Origin of the sequence: Streptococcus sp. HMSC076C09, assembly GCF_001837905.1 — a bacterium.
Taxonomy (GTDB): Bacteria; Bacillota; Bacilli; order Lactobacillales; family Streptococcaceae; genus Streptococcus; species Streptococcus parasanguinis_I.
The window spans coordinates 129033-154453 of sequence record NZ_KV834648.1 but is presented as its reverse complement, the minus strand read 5'-3'; the positions used below and the strand labels follow the sequence as shown (position 1 = coordinate 154453).

General features: G+C 34.8%; 27 protein-coding genes. 22 read left to right on the top strand and 5 right to left on the bottom strand.

Annotation, left to right across the window (positions count from 1 at the left end; translation table 11 throughout):
* The first annotated feature begins 225 nt into the window (after nucleotides 1-225).
* The 6 genes from HMPREF2704_RS08555 to HMPREF2704_RS08530 all read left to right on the top strand — a co-directional run bounded on the left by HMPREF2704_RS08555 (nucleotide 226) and on the right by HMPREF2704_RS08530 (nucleotide 6611).
* The gene (locus HMPREF2704_RS08555) at nucleotides 226-414 is read left to right on the top strand and encodes a hypothetical protein (protein WP_049472403.1); all 189 of its coding nucleotides are present in this window, start codon (nucleotides 226-228) and stop codon (nucleotides 412-414) included.
* 69 nt (nucleotides 415-483) lie between these two features.
* On the top strand, nucleotides 484-3210 hold the full coding sequence (gene lanM / locus HMPREF2704_RS08550) for a type 2 lanthipeptide synthetase LanM (RefSeq protein ID WP_070846256.1): 2727 nt from the start codon (nucleotides 484-486) through the stop codon (nucleotides 3208-3210).
* A gap of 17 nt (nucleotides 3211-3227) precedes the next feature.
* The gene (locus tag HMPREF2704_RS08545; protein WP_049472399.1) at nucleotides 3228-3941 is read left to right on the top strand and encodes a flavodoxin family protein; all 714 of its coding nucleotides are present in this window, start codon (nucleotides 3228-3230) and stop codon (nucleotides 3939-3941) included.
* Nucleotides 3938-4291, top strand: coding sequence for a hypothetical protein (locus HMPREF2704_RS08540; RefSeq protein WP_070846254.1), 354 nt, complete (start codon nucleotides 3938-3940; stop codon nucleotides 4289-4291). Before HMPREF2704_RS08545 ends, HMPREF2704_RS08540 begins: the two co-directional genes overlap by 4 nt.
* A gap of 1 nt (nucleotide 4292) precedes the next feature.
* Entirely contained in the window at nucleotides 4293-5888 is a 1596-nt protein-coding gene (locus HMPREF2704_RS08535; RefSeq protein ID WP_049472396.1) for an ABC transporter transmembrane domain-containing protein, read from the top strand.
* Between the two features lie 363 nt (nucleotides 5889-6251).
* Nucleotides 6252-6611, top strand: a complete 360-nt coding sequence (locus HMPREF2704_RS08530; protein ID WP_042766363.1) for a hypothetical protein — start codon at nucleotides 6252-6254, stop codon at nucleotides 6609-6611.
* Nucleotides 6612-6730: 119 nt separating this feature from the next.
* Here HMPREF2704_RS08530 and HMPREF2704_RS08525 read toward each other — a convergent pair whose 3' ends face one another.
* The 5 genes from HMPREF2704_RS08525 to HMPREF2704_RS08505 all read right to left on the bottom strand — a co-directional run bounded on the left by HMPREF2704_RS08525 (nucleotide 6731) and on the right by HMPREF2704_RS08505 (nucleotide 10890).
* Nucleotides 6731-7375, bottom strand: coding sequence for a hypothetical protein (locus HMPREF2704_RS08525; RefSeq protein ID WP_049472393.1), 645 nt, complete (start codon nucleotides 7373-7375; stop codon nucleotides 6731-6733).
* Between the two features lie 202 nt (nucleotides 7376-7577).
* The gene (locus tag HMPREF2704_RS08520; protein WP_049472392.1) at nucleotides 7578-8264 is read right to left on the bottom strand and encodes an XRE family transcriptional regulator; all 687 of its coding nucleotides are present in this window, start codon (nucleotides 8262-8264) and stop codon (nucleotides 7578-7580) included.
* Between the two features lie 8 nt (nucleotides 8265-8272).
* Nucleotides 8273-9133 (bottom strand): ImmA/IrrE family metallo-endopeptidase, encoded by an 861-nt coding sequence (locus HMPREF2704_RS08515; protein WP_049472390.1) that lies wholly within the window; start codon nucleotides 9131-9133, stop codon nucleotides 8273-8275.
* A gap of 121 nt (nucleotides 9134-9254) precedes the next feature.
* The gene (locus HMPREF2704_RS08510; protein ID WP_049472389.1) at nucleotides 9255-10574 is read right to left on the bottom strand and encodes a hypothetical protein; all 1320 of its coding nucleotides are present in this window, start codon (nucleotides 10572-10574) and stop codon (nucleotides 9255-9257) included.
* On the bottom strand, nucleotides 10564-10890 hold the full coding sequence (locus HMPREF2704_RS08505) for a helix-turn-helix domain-containing protein (RefSeq protein ID WP_049472405.1): 327 nt from the start codon (nucleotides 10888-10890) through the stop codon (nucleotides 10564-10566). Before HMPREF2704_RS08505 ends, HMPREF2704_RS08510 begins: the two co-directional genes overlap by 11 nt.
* Before the next feature lie 652 nt (nucleotides 10891-11542).
* Here HMPREF2704_RS08505 and HMPREF2704_RS08500 point away from each other — a divergent pair.
* The 16 genes from HMPREF2704_RS08500 (at nucleotide 11543) to HMPREF2704_RS08425 (ending at nucleotide 25326) form a co-directional block, all read left to right on the top strand.
* Nucleotides 11543-11725, top strand: a complete 183-nt coding sequence (locus HMPREF2704_RS08500) for a hypothetical protein (protein WP_070846252.1) — start codon at nucleotides 11543-11545, stop codon at nucleotides 11723-11725.
* 34 nt (nucleotides 11726-11759) lie between these two features.
* A complete protein-coding gene (locus HMPREF2704_RS08495) occupies nucleotides 11760-12056 on the top strand; it encodes a hypothetical protein (protein ID WP_049472387.1) in 297 nt (98 codons plus the stop codon).
* Nucleotides 12057-12077: 21 nt separating this feature from the next.
* Nucleotides 12078-12539 carry a hypothetical protein gene (locus HMPREF2704_RS08490; protein ID WP_049472385.1) on the top strand — a complete coding sequence of 154 codons (462 nt, stop codon included), beginning with the start codon at nucleotides 12078-12080 and terminating at the stop codon, nucleotides 12537-12539.
* Between the two features lie 13 nt (nucleotides 12540-12552).
* Entirely contained in the window at nucleotides 12553-14241 is a 1689-nt protein-coding gene (locus HMPREF2704_RS08485) for an FtsK/SpoIIIE domain-containing protein (RefSeq protein ID WP_070846250.1), read from the top strand.
* A 206-nt stretch (nucleotides 14242-14447) separates the two neighbouring features.
* Nucleotides 14448-15680: a replication initiation factor domain-containing protein gene (locus HMPREF2704_RS08480; RefSeq protein ID WP_070846248.1), complete on the top strand. Its 1233-nt coding sequence runs from the start codon at nucleotides 14448-14450 to the stop codon at nucleotides 15678-15680.
* A gap of 14 nt (nucleotides 15681-15694) precedes the next feature.
* On the top strand, nucleotides 15695-15928 hold the full coding sequence (locus HMPREF2704_RS08475) for a hypothetical protein (RefSeq protein ID WP_070846246.1): 234 nt from the start codon (nucleotides 15695-15697) through the stop codon (nucleotides 15926-15928).
* Nucleotide 15929: 1 nt separating this feature from the next.
* The gene (locus tag HMPREF2704_RS08470) at nucleotides 15930-16487 is read left to right on the top strand and encodes a conjugal transfer protein (protein ID WP_070846244.1); all 558 of its coding nucleotides are present in this window, start codon (nucleotides 15930-15932) and stop codon (nucleotides 16485-16487) included.
* A 10-nt stretch (nucleotides 16488-16497) separates the two neighbouring features.
* Nucleotides 16498-17493: a conjugal transfer protein gene (locus HMPREF2704_RS08465; RefSeq protein ID WP_070846241.1), complete on the top strand. Its 996-nt coding sequence runs from the start codon at nucleotides 16498-16500 to the stop codon at nucleotides 17491-17493.
* Between the two features lie 9 nt (nucleotides 17494-17502).
* On the top strand, nucleotides 17503-17727 hold the full coding sequence (locus HMPREF2704_RS08460; RefSeq protein WP_003005585.1) for a TcpD family membrane protein: 225 nt from the start codon (nucleotides 17503-17505) through the stop codon (nucleotides 17725-17727).
* A 2-nt stretch (nucleotides 17728-17729) separates the two neighbouring features.
* Complete coding sequence (locus HMPREF2704_RS08455; RefSeq protein WP_006149323.1) at nucleotides 17730-18140, top strand: conjugal transfer protein; 411 nt, start codon at nucleotides 17730-17732, stop codon at nucleotides 18138-18140.
* A gap of 13 nt (nucleotides 18141-18153) precedes the next feature.
* The gene (locus HMPREF2704_RS08450) at nucleotides 18154-20658 is read left to right on the top strand and encodes an ATP-binding protein (RefSeq protein ID WP_070846240.1); all 2505 of its coding nucleotides are present in this window, start codon (nucleotides 18154-18156) and stop codon (nucleotides 20656-20658) included.
* An 11-nt stretch (nucleotides 20659-20669) separates the two neighbouring features.
* Nucleotides 20670-22553 (top strand): MFS transporter, encoded by a 1884-nt coding sequence (locus tag HMPREF2704_RS08445; RefSeq protein WP_070846238.1) that lies wholly within the window; start codon nucleotides 20670-20672, stop codon nucleotides 22551-22553.
* Nucleotide 22554: 1 nt separating this feature from the next.
* Nucleotides 22555-22779 carry a hypothetical protein gene (locus tag HMPREF2704_RS08440; RefSeq protein ID WP_006595216.1) on the top strand — a complete coding sequence of 75 codons (225 nt, stop codon included), beginning with the start codon at nucleotides 22555-22557 and terminating at the stop codon, nucleotides 22777-22779.
* Between the two features lie 16 nt (nucleotides 22780-22795).
* Nucleotides 22796-23908: a CHAP domain-containing protein gene (locus tag HMPREF2704_RS08435; protein ID WP_070846235.1), complete on the top strand. Its 1113-nt coding sequence runs from the start codon at nucleotides 22796-22798 to the stop codon at nucleotides 23906-23908.
* A 16-nt stretch (nucleotides 23909-23924) separates the two neighbouring features.
* Complete coding sequence (locus tag HMPREF2704_RS08430) at nucleotides 23925-24173, top strand: DUF3173 family protein (protein ID WP_021153905.1); 249 nt, start codon at nucleotides 23925-23927, stop codon at nucleotides 24171-24173.
* Nucleotide 24174: 1 nt separating this feature from the next.
* Nucleotides 24175-25326, top strand: coding sequence for a site-specific integrase (locus HMPREF2704_RS08425; protein WP_070846233.1), 1152 nt, complete (start codon nucleotides 24175-24177; stop codon nucleotides 25324-25326).
* The last annotated feature ends 95 nt before the right edge of the window (nucleotides 25327-25421 follow it).

The window sequence follows — 25421 nt, the reverse complement described above, 5'->3', positions numbered from 1 at the left end:
TAAAGCCATCTAAAACTGGTGATAAATAAAGCTTGAATGAAAGGTATAATAAAAAAACTTGTTATGGAAATCGTTTTTGGTTGAAACCGAGAATAACATCGGAATTATAAGGAGATATACTAAATTTTTTAAAAATTAGCAATGATTGCGCCTTCATTTGATAAGGCGTATAATAAAATTGTATCTAGTATACAAAGTGGAGAGTAGCAAGATTGGAGGCAAATTATGAATGGATATCAAGTTGATACAGCAAATTTAGCTGAGCTATCAAGAATTGGTAATAGTAATCAAAGAATTGGGGATGTTGAACCACAAGCTACTATTACAACAATTCCTCTTACACTTATTTTAACAGCGCACCTATGTGCTCCTGTTACCATAATTACTGTAACTTTCAAAAAGCGTTGTTTCTAAGTAAATTATAATTTAATTAAAGTAGTGCTACTCTCCATTTTTTATATTAAAGCATAGATAGGGGTTATTATGAGAGAATATGAGATAGTTGATAAGAGTTCATTATTGGAAGCAATTTACAGTATTTTTGACTTGGATTATCACGAATCAAAACTTATTGAAATATGTAATAAAGTTGGAACGGTAGAGTTGTATTCTCGTTTAAAAAAACAGCTAGACGATAGTATTTTTTATTTAATTTCAAATGCTTTAGCTGAAGAATACCAATTTTACAAGAAAAATCATATCTTACATGGTGACAACTATGTTGATAGAACGGAAGATTTTTTATCAAAGTTAAGTGAATATAGTGGTATATCTTCTTTCCTTGAGAAGTATCCTATTCTAAAAGATAAAATTAATATAAAAATAAATAATTTTTTTAGTTATTCTATCGAAATTATAACTAATTTAGAAAAAGATAAACAGGCAATAAGTGAAGTAACTGAAATTGAAGATTTTACTATTAGTTCAATTTCTGATACAGAAGGAGACACTCATAATGGTGCTTCAGTCCGAATTGTCGAGTTATTAAATGGTGAGAAAGTAGTCTACAAACCTCGTTCTTTAGCCACAGATAATATGCTACACTCTGTGATAAATTTCCTAAAGGAAGTAGATAGTAGTTTAAAATTTTATATTCCATGGAGTATTAGCTTTGATGATCATTCATGGCAGGAATTTATTGAAGATAGTCCATTAAACAGTTGGGAATCAGTTTCAGAATTTTATTATCTGTCTGGTATCTATTTGTCTGTATTTTTATTATTTGGCACTTGTGATTTACATTACGAGAATATCCATGTGAAAAATCAATCACCAGTATTTATTGACTTAGAAGTTCTTGGATTGGGAGAGGCTTCAGAAGGTTTTCCTATATTTAAATTTGATTTACCGCAAACAAGTGTTTTAAACAGCTATCTCTTACCTATACCTTCTAATAAAGATATAATGTTATTTAATGCAAGTGGTTTATTTCCAGATACAAAAAATTCAAAAACAACCATAATCAATGAGTTAGAAATCTCTGAAGTAAATGAATGGAAATTTGTTCAAAGAGAAATCAGAGCAACTCATTTGATTGAAAAACTATCCTACAATGGAAAGAAGGTTTTACCGGAACAAGTCGAAAAAGAAATAAAAGCGGGTTTTACAACAGGTCTTGATATTATTCTTAAAAATAAAGATATAATTAGGTCTATATTGAATGATGGCTTTAAGCAAGTTATAAAAATTCGACAAGTATTGCGACCAACGGTTGTTTATAGTAAATTTTTGGAAGTGTCTAATTCTTATAAATACTTGACTTCATCTGATGCTAGAGATAATTTATTTAATGTTTTACTAGAAAACTTCAAGCCAGGTAATTTAGGATATTTTAGGGTACAGGATGAGATAAGGCAATTAAAGAATGATGATGTACCTTGTTTCTATATGTATTCTAACTCAAAGAATCTTTATAATAATAACGACATTATTATCGAAGATTATTACTCAAAAGACTATCAAAGTGCTTTGTTTGAGAGATTGGACTTGCTAGATTATCCAGACCTTGAAAAACAAATTAGGTATATTGAGTTATCTCTTGCAGCCTATTATCCCCTAACTGATTTTTTTCATCCAATTAATGAGAGTGGAAAAAGAGAGAGAAAAATTGAGGAAATCACGAATGAGTTCATTGATTATATTTCTGATGTAAGTGTTGAATATGCACCAGATAGATTAGAGCTTTATACACTTCAAGTCAATTCATTAAATGGTGAAGAGAAAATGTTTATTGAAGGTATAGAATCTGGCTTATATAATTCTGGAGGAATAGTGCTTACTCTGATTAATTTAGATAATAGTAAGTCTCAAGAAACTGCAAAAAAATTGTATGACACAATAAAAGAAAAAGCTTTATCATATTTAAGAAATCCGCAAAATGAGATAAATATAGGAGTTTTTACAGGTTTGGGAGGATTGGTTTATCTTACATATCAATTCTATAATAAGACAAGAAGTCAAGAATATCTTAATACTTTAATGGAACTACAGTCTCTAATTAAGAAAAAATATGAGCAAATAAAAGTAGATAAATTTAATGATTTTATTAATGGTGAAGTTGGTTTACTAACTCTCCTATCTAATATCTATCAAAAGGAAAGTGACTTGGTAGATTCAGAACTCATGGATACTCTATATGAGATAGTAAAAGAGTCGTTTTTAGAAACAAATGATCTTTCTTATTCTCATGGAATAATAGGAGAAGGCATTTCATTGTTATCATTATACAAAATACATCCTTCAGTGCATATTTTAAACAGAATAGAAGAGATTCTTAAATCAGTAAAAGCTAATATTGATTTACTAAAGGAAAGTAATTCATGGTGTAGAGGTATGATGGGTTACTATTTATTTCTCTATAGAATTGCTGAAGAAAATTTCGCCTTTTCAGAAAACTGTAAATTGGAACTTGGCCGATTAACTATTGACGATGTGAAGAACTTATTAAGTTTAAATAGTATTTCATTATGTCATGGTAACGTTGGAAATATTTTGATATTAAATAGAATTTGTAATTTGTTCAATAAAAACGTGAGAGATTATTGTATGGATGTTGTATCGAACTCTATCTCAGATCCCTTCTTGATTAAATGGACAAGGGGCTCAAGTCATTATCTGGAATCCTTTATGTTGGGAATGTCTGGTAGTATTTATGCAATGGAATTAATTCGTAAAGGTGGTGGACCATTAATACATTTGATGGAAGTATAGTAGCAAAGGAGAGGGAAATGAAAGTATTCGTTTGTACTGGAGCGATTGGACATGATTTTTCAACAACAAATTTTGTTGTTGAAGAGTTCATAAAAGGATTAATAAAACATGGTAATGAAGATGTGACTGTGTTTTATGCAAATTTATTGAATTATCATATTGAATTTTGCGATGGGTCTATACAGCCTTTTATAACCGGGAAAACTCAGTCAAGTGATGATATGGTTTTTTTAGAAAAAGAAATGTTATCGTCAGATTTGATTGTTATAGCTTCGCCGGTTTATGCAAATACTGTCTCAGGGTCTATTAAGACATTTATAGACAGGATTGCTCACTGGACACATCTTTTTAGATTGTGTGGTAAGTATGGAGCGTTATTTTCAATTTCTAGTAATAGTGGAGCAGAAGATACGTTAAACTATTTAAACGATATCATGGGAACTATGGGACTATCAATTGTTTGCAAAGAAAGTTTTATCACGAATACTTATACAAAGGAAGCTATAAAAAATATTTTAGATGTTCAATCTGCACTTGTAATTAAAAAAATTGAATCAGGAACTCTGGAATTCAGCCACGATCAAGAATATAATTTTAAAAAATACCAAAAACTGTATAGTAATGGTAAAGGCTATGCAAATGAATTGGACTATTGGAAAAGTAATAAAATGTTTGAGGTTGAGAGTCTATCTCAATTAGCAAAAACTTATAGTGGTGGTGTGATATTATGAATGACGATGACTGGTTGATGCGCCAATTTAAAGGTGTTTCTAATATGATTGGAACTATCTTGAATTTAAAAGTTAGTCAACTTGATTTAGGTATTGTAGAGGATGAGGAGGGAAATTTAATTAAAGGAGAAATATATTTAGAAAATCTTTTAAAATCTGAAAGATTTTTAGAAGTCAATTCTTTCATAAAATCTAAAATGAAGGTACTAAATTTCCACGAGTATACAATACTGATTGATTACTATATTGGATATTTATCAAGTTTAGATAGTGAGATTTTAAAAAAAAACCAACTAGATCCAAAGAAGATAAAAGAAATAGAAGCTAATCTAAAGCAATTTGAGTGGTAATATGAAGACAGTCTTATTTAAAACAAAAAAAATGCTTTTAATTTTATTATCTATATTGATAATTCTAGAGTCGCTCTTAGCAATTCCCTTACCATATATATCTAAATTTCTAATTGATGATGTAATTGGTAAAGGAAACTATGAAAAAACTGAGCTAGTTTTTATTGTTTTTTTGATATTTTTATTCCTTCAATTTACATCAAGCAACTTTTTGACTAGAGTAACTGCTAAAATAGAAGTAGACTTAATAAAATTTATTAGACAAAAAATTATAATATCTATTCTAAGCAAAAGATTCATATCTGATGATGATAAAAGTAGAGCGCAAGAGATAATTTTGAATGATATAGAAACATATGTTTCAAATATACTCACCATATTTTATGCCCTTCTATCAAATCTATTAAAAATCATAGGATGTGTAACTATTATTCTACAGATTAACTTCTGGTTAGGTGTGGTGTGTCTTGTTTTTGTACCAGTGTATGTTTTTTGGACAATTTTTATTAGTAATAAATTAAAAAACCTTACTTATATAGCAAAAAATAATCGAGATAATCTAATTCATACTACTGTGAATATATTATACAACCATCTAACGGTAAAAATATATAATTTATTTCAATTGGTATATACATCATTTAAACTAGTTGTAAATGAGAATGCAACTACTCTTAAACGTATTAAAATATACTCTAATATTGTGTCTATTATATCTAATTTGATAATTACATCAGCAACGTTTTTACCCATCTTTATTGGTATTAATTTAGTTAAAAATAATATTTTGACAGTTGGTGATTTAATTGCTTTTAATGCTTATATAGGGATGTTATTTTCTCCTATAACAGCTATTATCTCGACAATAACTACTATAAAATTGAATTCGGTTTATCATACACGAATTACTGAGTTTTTATCTGGCGATGGATATATTAATACTAGTTTTTCAACAAAATCTACAATTAATACGTTGATTATGAAAAATGTGAATCTATTTGTTGATGATCAAAAAATAGTAGAATCAATTAATTTAGAATTAAAATCTGGAGATATCATACAGGTTAAAGGAGATAACGGAAGTGGAAAATCGTTATTTCTAAAGTCTATGATTAATCTAAATGAATTTTCGGGTGATATTATTTTCAATGGTATTGATATAAAGGAAAAAACGATAGAACAACTAAGTAATGAAATTGTTTATGTCTCTAATGAACTTGGATTTGTTGGAGGAAAACTAATTGAAAATATACCTGAAACTGAAGAGATCAAGCATATCTTTGAAATTGTTAATTTGTCATCAAGATTAAAGAAAATTGAAAATTTATTTGATTTTGCCATGGAGAATATTGTTAATGAATTTAGTTCAGGAGAATTACAAAAATTAAAAATTGCCCGAGCTCTGAACAAAAAACCTAAAGTTTTACTATTAGATGAAATGTTTTCTCATATTAGTAAAAACGATTCAAGCATGATACTTGAAAATATTTCAAGCTATTTACCTGATGCTATTATCATTTTAGTAGAACATCATTATGCTTCAGAAATTGTTACTCAAGTTTATAAAATAAATCAAAGAAAAATCGTGAAAGTGTAAAGGAAAATCGCATCAAGTTCATCATTATGTGACGAATAAAAGTGGCTTTTTCTACAAGAAAATAGACTCCATAATTCCTACGGTAGTTTTACTCACTACAGAAATTATAGAGCCTTTTTATATTACTTGTTAAATGGTTGTAATTGGGATTTTCTTAAGTTGAACTTGTAAAATAGAAGTGTATACATTTTTAATCTATAGTCGTAGAGATTTAGTAAAACTATAGGCAAATATAGATCTTTTTCTGTAATTTACTAATGTCTGTTATAATGGACATTATTTAAAATTTCCATTATAACAGACATTGATACAGTTTTGTAACATTATTTTGGTATAGTAATATTATAAAAGGAGGCGAGAAATATGAGAAAATTTGTTAGCATATTATTGTTGTCATTATCAATAATTACGCTAATTGCTTGCACTAAAAATAAGCAACAATCTCTGGATGGCGAATACTATTGGATATCAAGTGAAAGAAATGAATTGGCATTTACTATAAAAGGGAATAGAGGTTCAATAAAACACGGAGAAGCTGATAGTTTTACAATTGATCAAGAAAGTAACACCTTCCTTTTATCAGGAGAAGGTAGAGCTGATTCAACAGTAAAATATAAAGTTAAGGATGGCACCATTACAGTCGATATATCTGGAATAGAACATGAATATTACCAAAAAGGCAGTAAAGCATATAATAAAGCACTTCAACAATATAATAAGTAGAAATAGAGCGATGAAGTTTTGATTTCTTATTTATATTAGGTTATAAGAAAACACCCCAAAAGAAAGAGGGAAATCTAACTTTTGGGGTGTTGTCAATTTTAAGAGCGTTGAATATGTCTTTATTTTGTGAGTGAGACACGGAAATCATTGTATTTGCTGTAATCAAAATCTTCATTGAGACCTGTTACAAATACAATTGGTGTATAATGGCCCTCTTCTAAAATAAAACCGGCTTTTACCTTGGCATTGGCTCCCCCAAGTCCCGCAATACCAGGAAGGAGTGCCTCAAAAGCCCCTGGTTCATCCGTATCCCAGTAATAGATATTACCAGAAGCTTGAACAGCTTTTGCTCTAGTCGTTGCTGTACGAATTGGGTTCACATCTGCTTGATAAAAGTTTGCTGTCGTAGTGACCGTTCCGTCCGCAGCCACTGTCATTTGGACATCTTTCGCAATTTCAGTTGTACCTGTCCAAGTCCCTACCAGCTCTGCAGGAACCATTTGAGATGAATCTGTAGCTTTGTCACCACTTGTTGTATTAGACGCTGTGGTTGTTTTACTTGATTGTGTTGTTTCTTCTGAACTAGATTCAGTTGCTTTTGTATTTTTCTTTTTAGAAGACTGATTTGTTTTATTCTGACTAGATTTCATAGAAGTCTGTGTTTCTTTTACAGAAGAACTGTTCTCCTCTTTTTTAGAACCACAAGCTACTAGTAGAGTTGCAGAAGTCAAGCCTAAAAGTGCTAAACTTGTCCATTTTTTCATAATTATGATACCTCACCTAAATTTATATTAGCTATTATATTACAATGTTACAGAATGTCAAGCGTTTTTGAAATATTTTTGTAACACTTGTAATTTGTCTAAATATTTAAGGATTTGGCGCATAGGGTTACAAAGTAAAAGATTTCTATATTCTTTATTACATAGTCATCAGAAATAGAAAATCAACGTAAAAAAACTACTGTTAGAGTTTCATTGGTACAAAATTACCAACAATAATTCCTACAATTCTAGGATCTTCATCATAAGAAAGAAAAATATCTTTATAGTTTGGATTGATAGAAACCAGCCTTAAGCCATGCTCCTCTCGATAAACTCGTTTAATATAAGTCTGGCTATTGCAGATTACGGCATAAACTGCTCCATCATAATCAAATCCTGTCTCACGAATGAGAGCCACAGAGCCATTTTGATATTTGGGCTCCATTGAGTCGCCAGAAATCCATGAGGCGAAATCGTGGGCTAGCTCTTCATTAAAATAGACGGTATCATAGTTTTGATCGTTATAAACTGATGAACCGATACCAGCAGACATTTTTTCATAAACATGATATTCGTATAGTTTTTCTGATATCGAAATAACTTTCTTACATTGTTCTTTTTGAACTAGACTTCTAACATAACTAAGTGCTTGATCTTTTCCTTCATCTGATAAAGCATTGTATATCCTGACGATTTCTATCTCCGTAAAATAGCCTTTTGGAGCATTTAGAATCTGCTCCAAAAGCTTTACTTTTTCTCTAGATGGTTGTTTTACTCCACGCTCCCATGCTGAATAAGCTTGATAACTAATACCTAAACGATCCGCAATATCTTTTTGAGTCATTTTTAGCTCTTTTCTACGAGCTTTTAGTTTTTCTGGTTGATACATCGTTTTCCTCACATTAATAGTAATTTCAATTCAGCTTTTTGTTTTGCCTCTTTGTCTGTTAGCTTATTTTTATCCCAAACATAAGCTATAGATTTTCCTCTATCATAAATGAGCCATACTTTTAAATTTTTTCGGCAAGTCTTTATTGTTTTCCAATTCTTTTGATCTAGAAGTTCTGGATACTCTTGACTGGTTACGAAGCCTCTTTTGTTCAAAGATCGCTCTATCTTATTGATTAGAGAAGTCTGGTAGTTGTTAAACTCCTTTATAATCTGTTCTTTGATACTGTGAAACAAAAGGAGGAGTGTAGCATTTTGTCCTTCTATATATTCCTCAATAGCTTGCTTAATGAAGCCTTCTTTCCCAGGATAATATTCTCGTAAAAGATCTAAGAGGCGAAAAAACAGTGCCTGTTTTGAAACATCCAGACTATTTTGAATATGTTGAAAGGTGTTGCAACCATAATAAATCTTTGACAACAAAACAATGTCCGGCATTAATACTACAGCAGAGAAAATATTCGCTTCTCGCTCTAGTAGGTTCTCCTGATTATCAATAGATTCAGCAAAATAAGTGCCTTCATGCTTAAGTATGAAATGCCCTAGTTCATGACACAGAGTAAAATTCTGCTTTACAATTGGATTATCCTTTTCATAAGAAAAACTAATACCTAAGTCATCGATAACGGTTAATCCTTCAATCTTGTGATTTGAGAAGTGGTGACTGGTTACCTTGATTATATGTTTATCTATGCAGTGTTGGAAGAAATATTTAAAATGATAGTTTAATATGGATATGGACTTATCCTGCATAAACTTATATAGTACTTGTTTTGTCTTGTTACTTACTTTTATATATAACGGATCCAAGCAATACTACCTCCTTTATATCTGAACTAAACTTTTTTGGTTTAGTTTTCTTTTTTCAAAAAAGTGGATTAAAGTCCACTTTATCTACTTTTAGCATATAAAATCGTTAGATTATATTTGTTTATTTTATACCTCTGTATACCAATGATGATATTTTATTTATAACAGAATTCATCCTACCTTTTAATACATCGATTAAACTATGTTTTCTAACTTTCTTAAATATAGCATTTATTATTTGTAAAGCTAAATAACTAATAAATATAACAAACACTCTATCCAAACCTATAAAAATAATACCAGTGAATGAATTTTTACAAACTCTATTTGTAGGAATTGAAATTTTGTTAAATAGATCTAGAAATATTGTATTATCTCCAAACATTGAGATAATGGAATATAGAATCATTGAAGATGATCCTATAATTAATTTTAATATATATATATTTCTATCAACAATATCCTCATTATCTTTGGTATCATGTACCCCATTTAACGGATTTACTTTATCCTCAGATATTCTCCAAATATCTTTTGAAATAATTAAAGAAATAAGAGCCAGAGACAGAGTGACCAACACCCAATTGTCCTTTTTGATTATCCCTAAAAAAAATGTTAAAGTCAAACAAAGTGCCAAAAATGTAATATTTGCTCCGGTGACACTAAAGAATGAAATAAAAAGATTAATAATATAGTACAAATCTATAAAAAGAGTTAATAATAAAATAATTATACTATCAATATATGAGTACTCTGCCCTAGGTATAATATTCACAATTATAAATTGAGTAGAAAAAAACAATAAAGCTATGAGTGCTGTTTTTCTTCTATAATTTGAAGTATATTTATATATATTCAAACTGTCAAAAAAACTAATTTTTTTTAGCTTATATTCATTTTCTAAAAGTAACTTTTTTTTAAAATAAAAGAATAGAGCCCCTAAGAAAATGTAGATACATAATCCATAAAAAAATTTTAGTCCGAATCTTTCACTATTAAACAGATTGTCCTTATATATACAATATCTATATCCTATCATAAATAAAGGTAGTAAAAAAACAAAAAAATGTAAATTGATTAGTTTATTATCGTTACTTTTTGATAACTTTTTATCAAAAATATAAATATTATTTAGATATAATTTATCGTTCTTTCTATCATAAAAAAACTCTAATAATATTTTTTGGCTATCATAAAAACGAGTAATTTCTTGTTTGTCTATTATTTGCTTATATTTTCTGAGAATCTTTTCATCCTGAAATATATTTTTTTCGGCTTCTTTATTAAGCTTTACTTTCTCAGTCTTTAACTTAAATTGTTCTATTAAACGAACTAATCTAACCTCTATTTGTATGATTTTTTTTCTTGTATTCTCATCCAAAGCTAAAAACGTGTTATTATAACTAAATCCACGTTTAATAGTAAGTTTTTTATTTTTCATTAAATAATTTTTTCCTCTCTTCCATAAATTCAATTAACTCCTTTTTGAAAATTTTCTTTTCTTCCGCAGTTAAACCTTTTGAATTCATTCGAAAAAGAACTTCTACGTTATCTAATTCTTCATCATTGCCGGCAAGATAATCCATCGTAACTCCAAAGAAATTCGCAAACTTCTCTAAAGTTTCAGATGATGGTTTTCTTTTACCACTTTCCCATTGCTGATAATTAGGTTGTTTAATTCCAAATTCTTCCGCAATTTCTTTTTGTGTTAATCCTTTTTGTAAACGTAGTTCTTTTAATCGTTCTGGAAATCCCATTTCTAATTCCTCAAAAATTTTTAAAATATTTTGCAATAACCTCTTGACAATATACTCAACCGAGTATATAATATAAATATATTCGAAAGAGTATATTTCTTCTAAAAATAATAACCTTATTTTAGAAGGTTTTGATCATTGACAATTAAATAAAAAGTGCGTCTGACAACCAGAGGACTGACTATCAAACTACACTAAACTTCGTACCTTTATTGTAAATGTTTTGATACTAAAAGTCAAGTCCGTTTTATGGTTGAAGTGAAGATAGAAAACATTTATTTGTGGGCTTCCACGCATTTCGGACTTTCGCACTTTTCCGAATAGTAAAGTGAACTGGCTTCGCCAAAGGGCGTAAGAGAATCCCTTGGGTATGATCAAGACTACCTAAAGAGATTGGCTGGGAAAGCGATGGTAATTGACGCAAAGCACCTTGCTAAACGTTGCCACCGTGGAAAGAGGGATCTTTCCAACCAAATAACTTTTCTTTACTGCTGTCTATCTACTAAGATAGACTTACTCTCAAGCTACTAAGTTCTTTCCTTTTTTCACTTAGTAGCTTTTTTACTTATTACAATAAAGGAGAATGATATGACAAACTTTTTTCGCACTACAATGTAAACGACTCTACGATAACTATGAATTTACCTATGGCATGTTTAGTGAATCTGATAAACTACAGGCTAAACTTTATGCTCAAGCTCAAGTAGATCTAGATCATCTCGCAGATGATGCTCGCAGAAATGGCTATGCTCCTGGGGATATTCAATTCTATAGTCGCATGTTTAAACGCAAACTATTTACCCACTATTACTCAAGAGTGAAGCAACTAGCTTAACTCTTTTAATTTTACACTCAGAAAGGAAAATATTATGATCTCAGAAACACTTAAAATGAAACCAGAATTTATTGGCCCTGCTTACTATGAACGCTTGGGAAATGCTCCTAAATTTATTTTTGGAAAAGAAGGTAAATACCAACGTCACATTTTAAACAGCGCAGAGCACGGTGCCTTTCATGTCATTACACCAGCCTCTACAACGGTCTTTCCAGAAGATGCTCTAGTAGAAGCAGTTAACCCAATCTTTTTCCCAGACACTGCGCTAAATGGCAATAATGTTGCACCTTATCTCAATGTCTTTGCGGAAAAATTGGTACTTAAAAAATAAGAATTTAAAGGAGAAAATTACATGGCTAAAATTGGATTAAACTACGGAGAAAAACTACAAATTGCTGACAAGACTTATCGTGTCATTACAGATGGACTAGATGTCCCAGCTGTCCTTGGAAAACTGTCTTTCCGAGGCATTGAAGGTCCTGATATCATCTTTGAAGTGGATCGCTCACAACGTAATCCTGATGGATCATTTGTCCAAGTCAATACAGGTGAGATCCGTGGAATTGTCGTAGGGATTCACTCTTCTGTCCAGCACGAAACCCTCTTTTTCACGATCGCAGACATGTCAGATTCTGAAATTGAAGACCTAGGTATTAAATACCGAGAAGAGGTTGAACTAGAAGATATTGTTATCACGCATACCCACGTCAATCGTAATGATATCTATAAGCTCTTTGCTTCTAAAATCAAGAAAAAAACTGGAGGCACACCAACTAAAGAAAACAAACCGGTAGAAAATAAGAAGGAAAACTAGGGGGTGATGCAGGATGAAACTCTTTACCTATCGGGGAAAAAGAGTTCGAGTTTTTCATCGTAAACTAAAGGGAATCACATGGTTTATCTGGTGGTTTCCTTTTTTGTTGGCTATTAGTTATTACAGCTACTTACATCTAGAAGAATTAAAAGTCCATCCCTTACCTCAAGGATATTTTCTAGGAGCTGGGCTTCTCTTTTCTTTGCTTCTCTCTTGGTTTATTAATCGTGTTTGCTACAGGAAGATGCTCTTTTTTCAAAAGCTCAATAGCCTTCGAATTCTTTCTCGCTTTTTGCTAGAGAATAACCTCTATCTAGTTAAAAAGGTCAGACGTGAAAACAAGATCATTGAAAAAATCACCTTACCTCAAGTGTATATCAAACAGTCTCGCTACAAGATTGAAGTGAGTTTCATTCTAGAAGGTAATAAATTTCAAGATCGCTTCCTCAACCTTGGAGCTACGCTTGAAGTCATGTTTAATGGAGATTTTCGAAATAAAACCTTTGATAACCGCTTTATCAAATATGAAATTGCTATTAACCGAATTGATAGCCGAATCACCATAGATGAAGTAAAGGTCAAAGGATCCAAACTCCAGCTCATGAAAGATGTATCTTGGGATTATATCGAAGAACCTCATCTTCTCATTGGTGGTGGAACAGGTGGAGGAAAAACCGTTGTTCTCATGACTATTATCTACGCTCTAGCTAAAATTGGCTTTGTCGATATCTGTGATCCAAAGAATTCGGACCTGGCTGGATTAAGGAAAATTCCAGTCTTTCATGGCCGAGTCTACACAAGTAAGGAAGATATCATCAACTGTTTTAAAGACAATGTAGAGTTCATGGAAAAACGCTATGAATTGATGTCTACTTCGCCAAAATTCCAAGCTGGAAAGAACTTTACTCACTATGACATGAAACCAAAATTCATTCTGGTGGATGAGTGGGCAGCTCTTATGGCAAAGATTGATCGTGACTATAGCCAACAGTCAGAACTCATGGAATATCTCTCCCAGTTAGTTCTAGAAGGCCGTCAGGCTGGTGTCTTTATCATCTTTGCTATGCAACGGCCCGATGGTGAATTTATTAAAACAGCTCTTCGGGATAACTTTATGAAGCGTCTCTCCGTCGGTCATTTAGAATCAACAGGATATGACATGATGTTTGGGGATGCCAATAAAACCAAAGAGTTTAAAAAGCTGGATGAAATTAATGGAGTTAAGGTCAAAGGACGGGGCTATATCGCAAACAACGGCGAGCTTGCTGGTGAGTTTTTCTCTCCTTATGTACCGCTTGATCAAGGTTTCTCCTTCTATGATGCCTACTCTAAAATTCCCATCATGGAGTTTGAAGGAGGAGAGTTCTCAGTATTTGAAGAATACAAACCATCAGTTGAAGCAGTTGATCCTATAGAGGAAGAGGAGTCTATAGAAAACGAACCAAACAAGCGACCACTCAAGGAATTTGCGGATGAGCACGATTTAAAAATGCAAACTCTTCGAAAAATCATCCCTTATATGGAAGAATACGGGATCTCATTTGAACGGACCGACTCCGCCATTCTCATTGAACCTTTCCAAGAAAAGTTACTTCTTGAAACAATTACTCGATTTGAGGAGGATGGACGGAAGTCCTATCCAAAAGCTATTGAAGCGATTGTCAGTCATCATGGGCTAGGACAAGGGCAAGGGCAAGCCTGACCGCAGGTCAGGCGAAGACCGAAGCCCGCCGTTCCTGGCTCATGATGACAACGAACCCCCGTTTTCTAATAGGGGGGTTACATTTGGCAAAAACGCCAAGTCCACCCCTCCTCATTCCTTATGGGAGTTGGGTTTTCAATTTTTATGAAGTGTGTCACTTTCGTCAAAAAAGTGTGTCACTTCGTTAGAAAGAGGTGTTGCGATGAATGGACAAAATTAGTCCTTTTCATATTAAGAATTTCAGAAAACAAACAGGACTTAGTCAAAAAGCATTTGCACAAGCTGTTGATCTCCCTACAAGAACCTATCGCTCTTATGAAACAGGCGAAAGAGGACTGACGATTGATAAGTTTAGAGAATTGAAAGAAAGACTCGGTTACTATCAAGATTGCGATAAAAACAGTCTTCGGGCTCAGATCGACTATCTCCGATTGACCTTTCCCAGATTAAAGGATTTAGATGCTTTCTGTGAAAACTTTCTTCATTGTCACCTAAGTGAATTTACAGACCAAGAAACCCGTCTCATGAATTATACTCACTTATGGCAACGAGGAAACATCTGGATTTTTGATTTCTTTGATAAGTCTGTGACCAATGATTACCAAACTTGTCTTCAACTATCCGGTCAAGGATGCCGTGAGTTGGAATTGCTTCTAGAAGACAAGGGAATCACTTGGCAGATCTTTCTTCAAAACATTCTTTATTCCTATGAAGATGTTCGGGTGAAGCGACTCGATATTGCTCTAGATGAACTCTATAAGGGTTACGGTCACGAGGACGAACAAATTCAAATCCCTAAATTGATTGATAAACTCTATTCCAAAGAGATTGTCCTAGACACGATCAAGAAATGGAATATCACGGGTGGTGGATCTTTTACAGATAATGAAAATATGGAAGCGAATCACGGCTTATCCATTTATTTTGGGAGCCGTCAAAGTCAACTCTACTTCAACTTTTATGAAAAGCGCTATGAAATTGCTCGAATGGAAAACATCTCCTTGGACGAATCCTTGGAGATTTTTGGTATCTGGAATCGCTATGAACTCCGCTTTTCAGATCAGAAAGCTCAAGGCATTGTGGAGGAATACATCAATGGTGTAGATCTCGGAGAAATTGCACGAGGCATCATCAATAAAGAAATCCAAGTCTATGATGGAGTTACTCGTTTTGGAGCCTATAAACCTGATGAAAAATGGCAACAGCTCTTTGGAGGCGTCGAACCCTTAAAGCTCTCAACCAACCCACAACCATACAGTATTGAGCGAACCATTCGCTGGCTAACCTACCAAGTCGCAAACTCCCTGGCACTAGTCACTGAAGCAGACAAGATCCTCCAAACAGAATACATGAAGATGATTCAGAACAGCGGAGAAATCACAGATCGAGGAAAAGCCATGTTACGACTTCTCAAAGCCAACAAACACTATGAACACTAGAAAGGAAAAACAATATGGAATACAAAGTTCAAATCAATTCACTAGATAACTTTAAAGCCTGGTCTGGTGGACTAACCACCTTGAACACTGTCCGTGAACGTGGTGGAGTAGATACTCTAACCGTCATTTGTGAAGATATCTTCTCTGGGAATACACCAACAGAAGGACAAATCAATGACTGGCTCTGGTTTGATTCAGATTTTATCTATCAAGCTTTAGGCTACGATGACCTGCTTGAGGCTTCTTAAGATGCTTAAGAAGATCTATCAGACGGACTTCTTCCTTTTGCCCGAACAAGAATTCTGGCATATGTACATTCTCTTACGAAAAGGCAAGGACTTCTACTATGAATGTGCTGGAAGATATACCGAGAAGCTACCGGATGCGAAAGGTTTTTATGACTATGAACATGCCTGTTTTACGCTAGATGGTCAAGTGTTGAGCGTAAATAAAAAAATGCGCCCCTCACTCATTACTTATATCCAAAAGACCATCAAAGACAATCAAGAAACATTTAGAAAGGAAATTGAAATGGCTACTAAAACTATTTTTGAAAAGAAAGTCTCTCAAGTCACGAATGAACTGGGAGAATTACTTAAAAAGAAAGATCATAGAGAGGCTTGGACCAAGGCTGGAGAATTAAATAGTCTCCTTAAAAAAGAAGAAGCCAAAGACCTAAAACCTGACCTGATTGAACAACTCCAAACTGAGCTACGAGGCTACTATTACATTAATGGCGAGATCGAAAAAGCCAATAAGCGCCTCTATGCAAAAGGCTCAAAACTCATTGAACTTGCTGGTCTCTAAAGGAGGATCTATGGATAAAGCCAAACGCTACTTGCTTCAAGCAAAAGAATATCTCTCACACTTTAAAAAGGTGGAGAAAAAAGGAGGACCACCAAAACTAAAAGTCACCAATAAAAAGACCGTCAATATTGCAGTCATAGGAGGAATTGCTTTCCTCCTTTTTGTTGGCCTCTTGGGATCTGTTCGTGCTATCACACTATCAAATAAGGTAGGTACACTACAAGTTCAAGTAGAGGCTGCTAAAAAACAAAAAGCACAGCCTATAGAGTCTAGTAGAAAATACGACTATAAACTCCAGTACTACTTGAACGACTATGTCTACGCCTATTTCACCCTTCCACAAGAAGGCGATAAACAACAAGCTCAAGTGGACTACTTAAACAGCTTTTACAACTTCATTCCTGATGTGAAAGCTCAAGGTCAAGTTCGAAATCCTAGTGAACTCCTCTATTCTCAGTTAGTGACTGTAGAAGGGAAGGTTGCGACCTATAAGATCAAATACAAGGAAACTATCCGTAGGGACAATAACACGGAAGAAAAAGAAATCGTGACGGGTTTCAATATTCCATTTGATGAAAAAGAAGGGAAATATTATATCTCCGGCCTTCCTTGGTTTTCTGCTATTGAATCCTCACAAGCTGGACACTTTAGCGAAGACGATCAGCTTCAACTAACCGCTAACGATCACTTTTCAGATACTCAGCGTAAAAAAGTTGAAAAATTCCTCAAAGTCTTCTTTACCAACTATACTACTAACCAAGACAATCTCAATCTGATTGCTAAGGATGTGGATATTATAGCCAATACCACCTTCAAAACGATTGATTATACCTATCTAAAAAAAGACGGTCAGAATCTAATCGCTTATGTTCAAGCAACCTTTGAGGTCGGAGGGACCACTCATTCAGAAAACTTCACCTTTACCCTCTCAGAAAAAGAAAAGACCTACTATGTCACAAAACTAGAACACACCATTCCACTAAATTATACAAATGATAAAGAATAGGAGAACTCTATGAATACAGACAATCTACGAACCTTCCTCCAGGGCGACGGAATTTGGATCCTGACAGCTATTGCCGTGCTCTTAGCGATCAAGGCTTGGCGAAATAGCTCCTGGCTTCAACTCTTCTCAGTCGTTGGTTTCTATGCCGTTATTGTTTCAATTGCGAAAGGACAAGATATCCTCAAAGCAGTCGGCTGGTTCCTACGACTCTTCGGTATTGAATCAGGACTTTAAGCATGAATGAAGAAAGACTTTATGATTACAGTAAGGGCCTAAATGCTCCTTATTGGATCCAAGAAATCAAGACAAAAAAGGGCACTCGACTATGGTACTTTGCGACACCGATGCAGTTGTCCTTTTTCATTGTCTTTATCATCGTCTTTGTGGCCATGTTACTCTTTGGAGGATTTATCTTTGTGCCACTCGCAAAAATCACTCACTCAATTTCTCTCTTACTCTATTGGTATCTCCCTTACAAATTGGCTAAATTCTATACTGAATACGAGCCTCACGGTAAAAAGATGCACGTCTTTATCGGAGATTACCTGATTTACTTCTGGGATTTTAAGCTAAACAAAAAAGCTATCTACCATGAAGATCGAATAGAACCTGTAGAAGAAATTGTCTTTGAAAAAACAAATCTATAGAAAAGGAGGACCTATGAGTATTACATTAACCTATCCTATTTGGGAAACACATGAAAATCTAGCTCTCAAAAAAGATCAAACAGTCGTTGCTTATTATCGTATTCCAAACACTCCCATCACCATTACAGATGATGAAAAAAAGGGCAAACACAAAATTACGGTTGCTCAAATGATGAAGAAGCTCCAGAAAAACAAGTTCTTTGAAATATCTCTGATCCCTAAAGACTATCTCTTAGAAGAGAAAATGCGGGACTTCTCAGACGCTCTAGCAGATGACAGTCGTGAACTAGGAGAAGAACTACTTCTTTACACCGTTGAACGTCTAACAGATGAAATGGAGATTCCTTATCAGTTTGACTGGGTCGTGGGTGTGACCTTACGCAAACAAAATCATGGAGCTACCGTCAAAGACTTGGCCTATGAGAGCTTTAATGAGTTCACCGAAAAAATAGCTAAGGGTCTTGGCTATGAATATGAATTAAGTCCCACTTGGTATGAAGACTATAAAAGTGATGAATTCACTATTTTCCAAGCCTTCTCTGTCCTTCGGGCAAAACGGTTATCCAATGAAGAACTCTTTTATTACCAGCGGATGCAGTACCTTCGCTATATCCCTCACTACAAGAAAGAGGTACTCGCTAATCGTGCTCAATTCAATATCACAGACACCTTGATCAAAGTCCTAAAAGGTGGATTTCTCAAGCTAGAAAGCCCTTATGGATCTTCCTTTGTGACGATTCTTCCGGTTGGTAAATTTCCTGTTCAATTCAATGGTTTTCACCTGGGCGAATTTATCCAACGCTTAAACTTTCCCGTTGAGCTACGAATCAAGGCAGAATTCATTGATACAGGTAAAATCAAGGGTCGAATGGGACGCTCGAATACGCGTTACAGAAACATCATGGAAGAGGCAGAAAATACAGATACTGTCCAACAAGACGAGATTATCATGGGTTCCATCTCCCTAAAGGACTTAATGAAGAAAGTTGGAAACAAGGAAGATATCATTGAATATGGAGCCTATCTCATTGTCTCTGCTTCTAGTGTGAACCAACTCCGTCAAAGACGACAAGTGGTTTTAAACTATTTTGATGATATGGGCGTTGAAATCAGTGAGGCCTCTCAAGACGGACCTTATCTCTTTCAAGCGTTGCTCTATGGAGAAAACCTCCAAAAGAAAACTCGCACCTGGACACATATGGTCACAGCTCGTGGATTTTCAGAACTCATGCCCTTCACCAATACCTCTTCTGGGAACCGTATCGGTTGGTATATTGGCCGAGTAGATAACTGGACAGGACGTTGGGACAATATCGCTAAAGCTATTGATTCCTCAAAGAACATTGTCCTCTACAATGCGACAGTAGGAAATAAAGAAGATATAGCTGGAAAAATTACTAAGAACCCACACATCATTATTACGGGGGCAACAGGTCAAGGAAAATCCTTCCTTGCTCAGATCATCTTTTTAAGTGTGGCTTTACAGAATGTCAAGACACTTTATATTGACCCTAAACGTGAACTTAGAAATCACTACCAAGAAGTGATCAACTCACCTGAATTCGCACGACTCTATCCTGAACGCAAGAAACAGATAGAGAACTTTAACTTTGTGACACTAGATAGCTCACTTCCATCAAACCACGGAGTCTTAGATCCTATTGTTGTTCTAGATAAAGAACAAGCTGTAGAGGTCGCAAAAAACATGCTTGAGTTTTTACTACAAGCTGTAGATGATGTCACGATGGATCAAAAAACAGCTATCACAGAAGCTATTAATGCGATTGTGGAGAAACGAGTCGCTGGTGAGAAGGTCGGATTTAAACACGTCCTAAAAGTACTTAGAGAATCCACTTCCTCTGAAATTGCTTCGGTTGGTCGTTATCTGACTTCAATTGTCACAAACTCTATCTTGGAATTAGCCTTTTCAGATGGAACCACTCAAGGACTTAACTACGAGTCACGAGTGACCATCCTAGAGGTCAATAACCTCAAACTACCAAAAGACGATTCCACAAAAATTTCAGATCATGAACGCAACTCTATTGCTCTCATGTTTGCGCTTGGTGCCTTCTGTACTCACTTTGGAGAACGAAATGAAAATGAAGATACCATTGAGTTCTTTGACGAAGCGTGGATTCTTATGAAGTCCGCAGAAGGAAAAGCCGTTATCAAAAATATGCGTCGGATTGGACGCTCCAAAAATAATACCTTGGCACTGATCACTCAGTCTGTACATGATGCAGAAAATGACGATGATACTACTGGATTCGGAACTATCTTTGCTTTTTATGAAAAGTCAGAACGAGAAGATATTTTAAAACATGTCAATCTAGAAGTCACTGAAAGTAATCTTGAATGGATTGACAATATGATCTCTGGTCAATGCCTATACTATGACGTGTATGGCAATCTCAATATGATTTCCGTACACAACATCTTTGAAGATATTGATATGCTTCTAAAACCAATGAAAGCAACAGTATCATCAAGCCTTGAAAATAAATACGCTAGTTAGGAGGTGAATCCATGCAAGAAGCTTTTGACAAACTAAGGGGAGTCGATATATTTTCTCTTAAGTCCTACATGGAGCCAACTGGGTTCGCTTCCTTTAATGGTGCTTGGGTACTGATTAATGAGCTTTTCGTCAACTTCTTCTTTTTCATTCTAAATGCAGTGGTGGGCTTCTTTTCTTTGCTGATTCGGATTCTTGAAAAGATTGATCTTTACTCCAACTACAAGAACTATGTCTTTAATGGAGCGATGAATATCTGGAAAGGATTCATCGGTTCAAGCTCTGGTGGAGTCGCAAAACAATCACTCGTCTCAATGTTGCTTCTGATTCTAGCGTTTTATCTCTTTTATCAATTTTTCTTTTCTAAGGGAGCTTTTTCAAGAACTCTCCTTCATGTCTTTCTAGTTCTCATCCTTGGTTTTGGTTATTTTGGAACAATTGCTGGAACATCAGGTGGTCTATATCTACTTGATACTATCAACCATGTCTCTCAAGATGTCACCAAAAATATCACGAATATCAAGGTTGAGTATGGCAATAATAAATCGATTAAAATTGGCGATTCCATGGCAGATAGCTATATTGCAGAAACCTCTTATAAAGCCTATGTCTTTGTCAATACAGGTCAAGAAAACGGGAAATATAAGAACAGCCAAGATGGGAAACAAGAAACTTTTGATGATAGTAAGGTACTAGGAACAGGCGATAAGAATGGAAACTTTAAAGCGGTCAAATCGAAAGATCGTAATAAATATCTGGATGAACTAGGAAATGGAGCCAATGATGATGGTGAAAAGAACCGTTGGGTTTCAGCTATGCCTGACTTCATCTTTACCCGCATGTTTTATGTCATCTTCAAAATCTGTGAAGCCTTCGTATTAGCGATACCGGTTATTTTGATTCAGATGTTAAACGTCATCGCGCAAACACTCGTCTTGATGATGATCCTGCTCTTTCCGATTGTGCTATTGATGTCTTTTGTACCAAGAATGCAGGATCTGATTTTTGGAGTCTTGAAAGTCATGTTTGGTGGGCTACTTTTCCCAGCTATCACTAGTCTACTGACTTTGTTAGTTTTCTACATTGAGAAAATGATTGAAAATATCGTCATTACTGGCTTTGATAGCATCCTTAAAACTCTTCCATCCTTGATCATCTTCGGCCTTGTCTTTAAACTACTCATCTCAGTTGTCTCAAAAGGACTTGTATATTTCCTTCTATGGAAATACAAAGCTGAGCTGATCCAATTCATTCTTGGATCTAAAGCTCGAATGGTGGCAAGTGATATTGGAAACAAAGTTGAAAAAGGAGTCACAAAGACCAGAGAGGTAGCTTCACAAGTACCATCGAGAAGCCTTTCATCTGCTCAACACCTTGGAAACTTTGCCTTAGCAGGTGCTGGTTTGGGAGCTGGGATGATGATGAATGCCAAGAGTCACTTCCAAAATGTTGGTTCTTTCTTTACCAATAAGGAATCAGAGCACCAACCTGATGAAGTGCTCCCAGTAGAAACACTTGAGACTCCAATAAGTCCAGATACTCCAGAACCAAACATTCCGAAAACAAAGGCAATTCCTGAGAAGGTTAAACCAGTTAAGGAAAAAACACCAACTCCCTCAATGGAATCCCCAATCACAGCGGAGCCAACATCAAGTTCAAACGAGGAATTCCAAACCCTTAAAGAAGAATGGATTTCTCCATTTAAACAACTCCGCATTAATAGTATTGAGCGCAAATTAGAGGAATATAAAGATCATCAAGCCATGTACAAAGCTCAAGGATCGAATGCTTTCACTCGTGCTTATAGAAAGACTATGACACGAGACGATAAATTGAGAGCCAATATTGAACGAAGAGACCGATTAACAGAACGCTTAAAACAACTCAGAGGAGAATGATATGAATACCAAAATACGCTCAAGAACTTCTTTTCCAAGAGTTCTTGAAGAAACTCTTTATCAGGCCTACCAAGAAGGAAAACGCTCAGTCGATTTCCTTCTTTTATTTCCAGTCACAGAACAAGAGCGAGACCAAATTATCTTACAGGCTAAGTCCTATTCAGTCGTTTTAGATGCAAAATGGCGTTTTGGGACTGTTTTGTTCACTGCTTATATAAGACATTAACTAGAAAGGAGATTCGATGAAAAAACTAAAATGGTTTCTATTAGCCGGCCTCATTCCTCTCTTTCTACCAGTCCTCATTATCATTATCCTTATGGGGGCTGTCGGAGGTGGTGGAACAAACGGCTCGCCCCAATCTCAAAATGGAGTGACTTATGCGGATCACTGGTCAGATGGGGACCCTTATACTCATAACCTACTGGTTCATCGCTTCGGGATCACAGCAGAGCAATTAGATGGCTTTTTAGATACGTTAGGAATCTCCTATGATAAGAACCGAATTAATGGGAAAAAGCTCCTCGAATGGGAAGCTAAATCTAATCTTGATGTCCGTGGAATCGTTGCGATCGCACTGAATGAAAGTTCCCTTGGAACTGCTGGGGTAGCCACTAATCCTGGAGCCAATATGTTTGGTTTTGGGGCTTACGACACCAATCCAGGATACGCCAATAACTTTAATGATGAAGTCGCGGTTGTCGGACTAACCCAACAAACTATTATTGGGAATAAAAACCAAACCTTCAAAATTCAAGATGACAAAGCTAAAAAGTTTGCGAATGGAACACTCAATCCAGCAACTGATGGTGGGGTCTATTTCACAGATACCACCGGATCAGGAAAAAGACGTGCAGAAACCATGCAAAAACTGGATGCCTTCATTGATGAACATGGAGGAACACCAAAAGCTCCTGAACAAACTACAGGAAAAACTAGAGATGGTGGTGGCATCACTTCAAATGATATACCAGTAGGTTACAGTCTGACAACAGCTATTGATACCACAGGATATATCACTAGTACATATCCTTGGGGACAATGTACCTGGTATGTCTTCAACCGTGGAAAACAAGTCGGAGTCAACTTTGATCCATTTATGGGAAATGGTGGTCAATGGATGAATAAGCCAGGATTCACAATAACCCATACGCCAACAGAACACTCTGCACTATCATTTAGCCCTGGACAAGCTGGAGCTGATCCAATATACGGACATATTTCATTTGTGGAACAGGTCAAATCAGATGGTTCAATTCTCGTATCAGAATGTAATGTGAAAGGATTGGGGATTATTAGTTACCGTACTTTTGACGCAGAAACTGCCAAACAATTTACCTATGTTATTGGACATTAGAAAGGAATAGATATAGATGATTCAAGTTGTAGATAAAAATGATTTAATGGAATTGATTGGATATTCTGAAACACAAGCTAGTAAATTAATACGAAAGGCTAAAAGCCAGCTTGTACAAGAAGGATTTGAATGGTATAAGAATAAACGTATTGGACGTGTACCGATTATTACAGTTGAATCCATTCTTGGTTTTCAAATACAATTAAAAAATGATATAATTGAGGAGAACCTTCAAAGCGCTGTCATGACTGAAGGAGAAAAATAGCATGGCGGTAATAAAACAGGACGATGGACTGTGGCTAGTTGATATTAGTGATGGTAAAAGTTCCTTAACTGGCAAACGTATACGACATCGCAAATCTAATTTTTTAACAAAAAAAGAAGCAGAGGAATATGAGGCTTATTACCGTATCCATAAGTTAAATCAGATACAGAATACACAAAAACTCACCATTTCCTCTCTTTATGTAATGTTAAAAGAAGAAGATGAGCTTCGTGGAAATAAAAGAGGTACAGTAGATACCCAGAACTCATACTATACCCAATATGTATCGCGATTCTTTGAAAATGCTGATATGTCTTCAGTTACCATTCAAGATGTAAAAAAATATAGAGATTGGTTAATTGAACAGCCTAGTGTAAAAGGTGGCACACTTACAGCAACGCATATTAACCAACAAATGATTTTTGTTCATAAGTTGTTTGATATCGCTATTTCAAAAGGTTTTAGACAGGATAATCCATGTGATGCTATTCGGAAACTTCCAGAAAAGCATAAAGAAATGTCTTACTATACTCCTGAACAATTCAAGGAGTTTGAGTCCTATTTCGAAGAAAGTGAATATCCTTTTAAACTTCTATATCGTGTACTCATGTTTACGGGAATTCGTATGGGAGAGGCACTTGCCTTGACTTGGAGAGATGTTTTTCTTGACGAGGGATATATTAAGATCCGTAAGTCAGCCTATTATCGCAATGGGAAAACACATATTGGATCTGTAAAGACAACTCAATCAAATAGAGAAATCTACATCCATAAAGCTTTTGTGGATGAGTTGAAAACTTGGAAGTCAGTACAAAGTCAGAAGTTGTCTAAGCTAACTGATTCAACTGATGATTTACAGATTTTCCAATTTTCAGGGGAGCCTATGACTGCTCCGAATGTCTCTAACTTTAGAGCATCATTCAAGAAACGATTGCCAAAAGACTTCAAATTGATTCGAAACCATGATTTTAGGCATTCGCATGTGGCCTTTTTAATTAATCAGGGATTGAGGAGAGGAGAAGGAAAGGATTATATCTTTTTCACTCTGATGAAACGACTAGGACATAGTTCTATCAATACAACAATAAATATCTACTCACATTTGTTCCCATCACAACAAAAAGAAGTCGCTAACGCATTTGACGATTTTTAGAAAAATGGGCAGAAGTGGGCAGTAAAAATTAAGCAATAGGGTCTAAACCCTTGATACGAAAGGAATCTAGAAAACATTATGATGAATATGCAAAA

Bases quoted from the DNA above. Each gene is read 5' to 3' on its own strand.
- HMPREF2704_RS08500 (WP_070846252.1), top strand. From the start codon at position 11,543: ATGTTTAGTGAATCTGATAAACTACAGGCTAAACTTTATGCTCAAGCT.
- HMPREF2704_RS08440 (WP_006595216.1), top strand. From the start codon at position 22,555: ATGAATACCAAAATACGCTCAAGAACTTCTTTTCCAAGAGTTCTTGAA.
- HMPREF2704_RS08445 (WP_070846238.1), top strand. From the start codon at position 20,670: ATGCAAGAAGCTTTTGACAAACTAAGGGGAGTCGATATATTTTCTCTT.
- HMPREF2704_RS08475 (WP_070846246.1), top strand. From the start codon at position 15,695: ATGGAATACAAAGTTCAAATCAATTCACTAGATAACTTTAAAGCCTGG.
- HMPREF2704_RS08505 (WP_049472405.1), bottom strand. From the start codon at position 10,890: ATGGGATTTCCAGAACGATTAAAAGAACTACGTTTACAAAAAGGATTA.
- HMPREF2704_RS08555 (WP_049472403.1), top strand. From the start codon at position 226: ATGAATGGATATCAAGTTGATACAGCAAATTTAGCTGAGCTATCAAGA.
- HMPREF2704_RS08535 (WP_049472396.1), top strand. From the start codon at position 4,293: ATGAAGACAGTCTTATTTAAAACAAAAAAAATGCTTTTAATTTTATTA.
- HMPREF2704_RS08495 (WP_049472387.1), top strand. From the start codon at position 11,760: ATGATCTCAGAAACACTTAAAATGAAACCAGAATTTATTGGCCCTGCT.
- HMPREF2704_RS08530 (WP_042766363.1), top strand. From the start codon at position 6,252: ATGAGAAAATTTGTTAGCATATTATTGTTGTCATTATCAATAATTACG.
- HMPREF2704_RS08425 (WP_070846233.1), top strand. From the start codon at position 24,175: ATGGCGGTAATAAAACAGGACGATGGACTGTGGCTAGTTGATATTAGT.
- HMPREF2704_RS08485 (WP_070846250.1), top strand. From the start codon at position 12,553: ATGAAACTCTTTACCTATCGGGGAAAAAGAGTTCGAGTTTTTCATCGT.
- HMPREF2704_RS08520 (WP_049472392.1), bottom strand. From the start codon at position 8,264: ATGTATCAACCAGAAAAACTAAAAGCTCGTAGAAAAGAGCTAAAAATG.
- HMPREF2704_RS08525 (WP_049472393.1), bottom strand. From the start codon at position 7,375: ATGAAAAAATGGACAAGTTTAGCACTTTTAGGCTTGACTTCTGCAACT.
- HMPREF2704_RS08460 (WP_003005585.1), top strand. From the start codon at position 17,503: ATGAATACAGACAATCTACGAACCTTCCTCCAGGGCGACGGAATTTGG.
- HMPREF2704_RS08540 (WP_070846254.1), top strand. From the start codon at position 3,938: ATGAATGACGATGACTGGTTGATGCGCCAATTTAAAGGTGTTTCTAAT.
- HMPREF2704_RS08465 (WP_070846241.1), top strand. From the start codon at position 16,498: ATGGATAAAGCCAAACGCTACTTGCTTCAAGCAAAAGAATATCTCTCA.
- HMPREF2704_RS08480 (WP_070846248.1), top strand. From the start codon at position 14,448: ATGGACAAAATTAGTCCTTTTCATATTAAGAATTTCAGAAAACAAACA.
- HMPREF2704_RS08455 (WP_006149323.1), top strand. From the start codon at position 17,730: ATGAATGAAGAAAGACTTTATGATTACAGTAAGGGCCTAAATGCTCCT.
- HMPREF2704_RS08490 (WP_049472385.1), top strand. From the start codon at position 12,078: ATGGCTAAAATTGGATTAAACTACGGAGAAAAACTACAAATTGCTGAC.
- HMPREF2704_RS08545 (WP_049472399.1), top strand. From the start codon at position 3,228: ATGAAAGTATTCGTTTGTACTGGAGCGATTGGACATGATTTTTCAACA.
- HMPREF2704_RS08430 (WP_021153905.1), top strand. From the start codon at position 23,925: ATGATTCAAGTTGTAGATAAAAATGATTTAATGGAATTGATTGGATAT.
- HMPREF2704_RS08470 (WP_070846244.1), top strand. From the start codon at position 15,930: ATGCTTAAGAAGATCTATCAGACGGACTTCTTCCTTTTGCCCGAACAA.
- lanM (WP_070846256.1), top strand. From the start codon at position 484: ATGAGAGAATATGAGATAGTTGATAAGAGTTCATTATTGGAAGCAATT.
- HMPREF2704_RS08510 (WP_049472389.1), bottom strand. From the start codon at position 10,574: ATGAAAAATAAAAAACTTACTATTAAACGTGGATTTAGTTATAATAAC.
- HMPREF2704_RS08435 (WP_070846235.1), top strand. From the start codon at position 22,796: ATGAAAAAACTAAAATGGTTTCTATTAGCCGGCCTCATTCCTCTCTTT.
- HMPREF2704_RS08450 (WP_070846240.1), top strand. From the start codon at position 18,154: ATGAGTATTACATTAACCTATCCTATTTGGGAAACACATGAAAATCTA.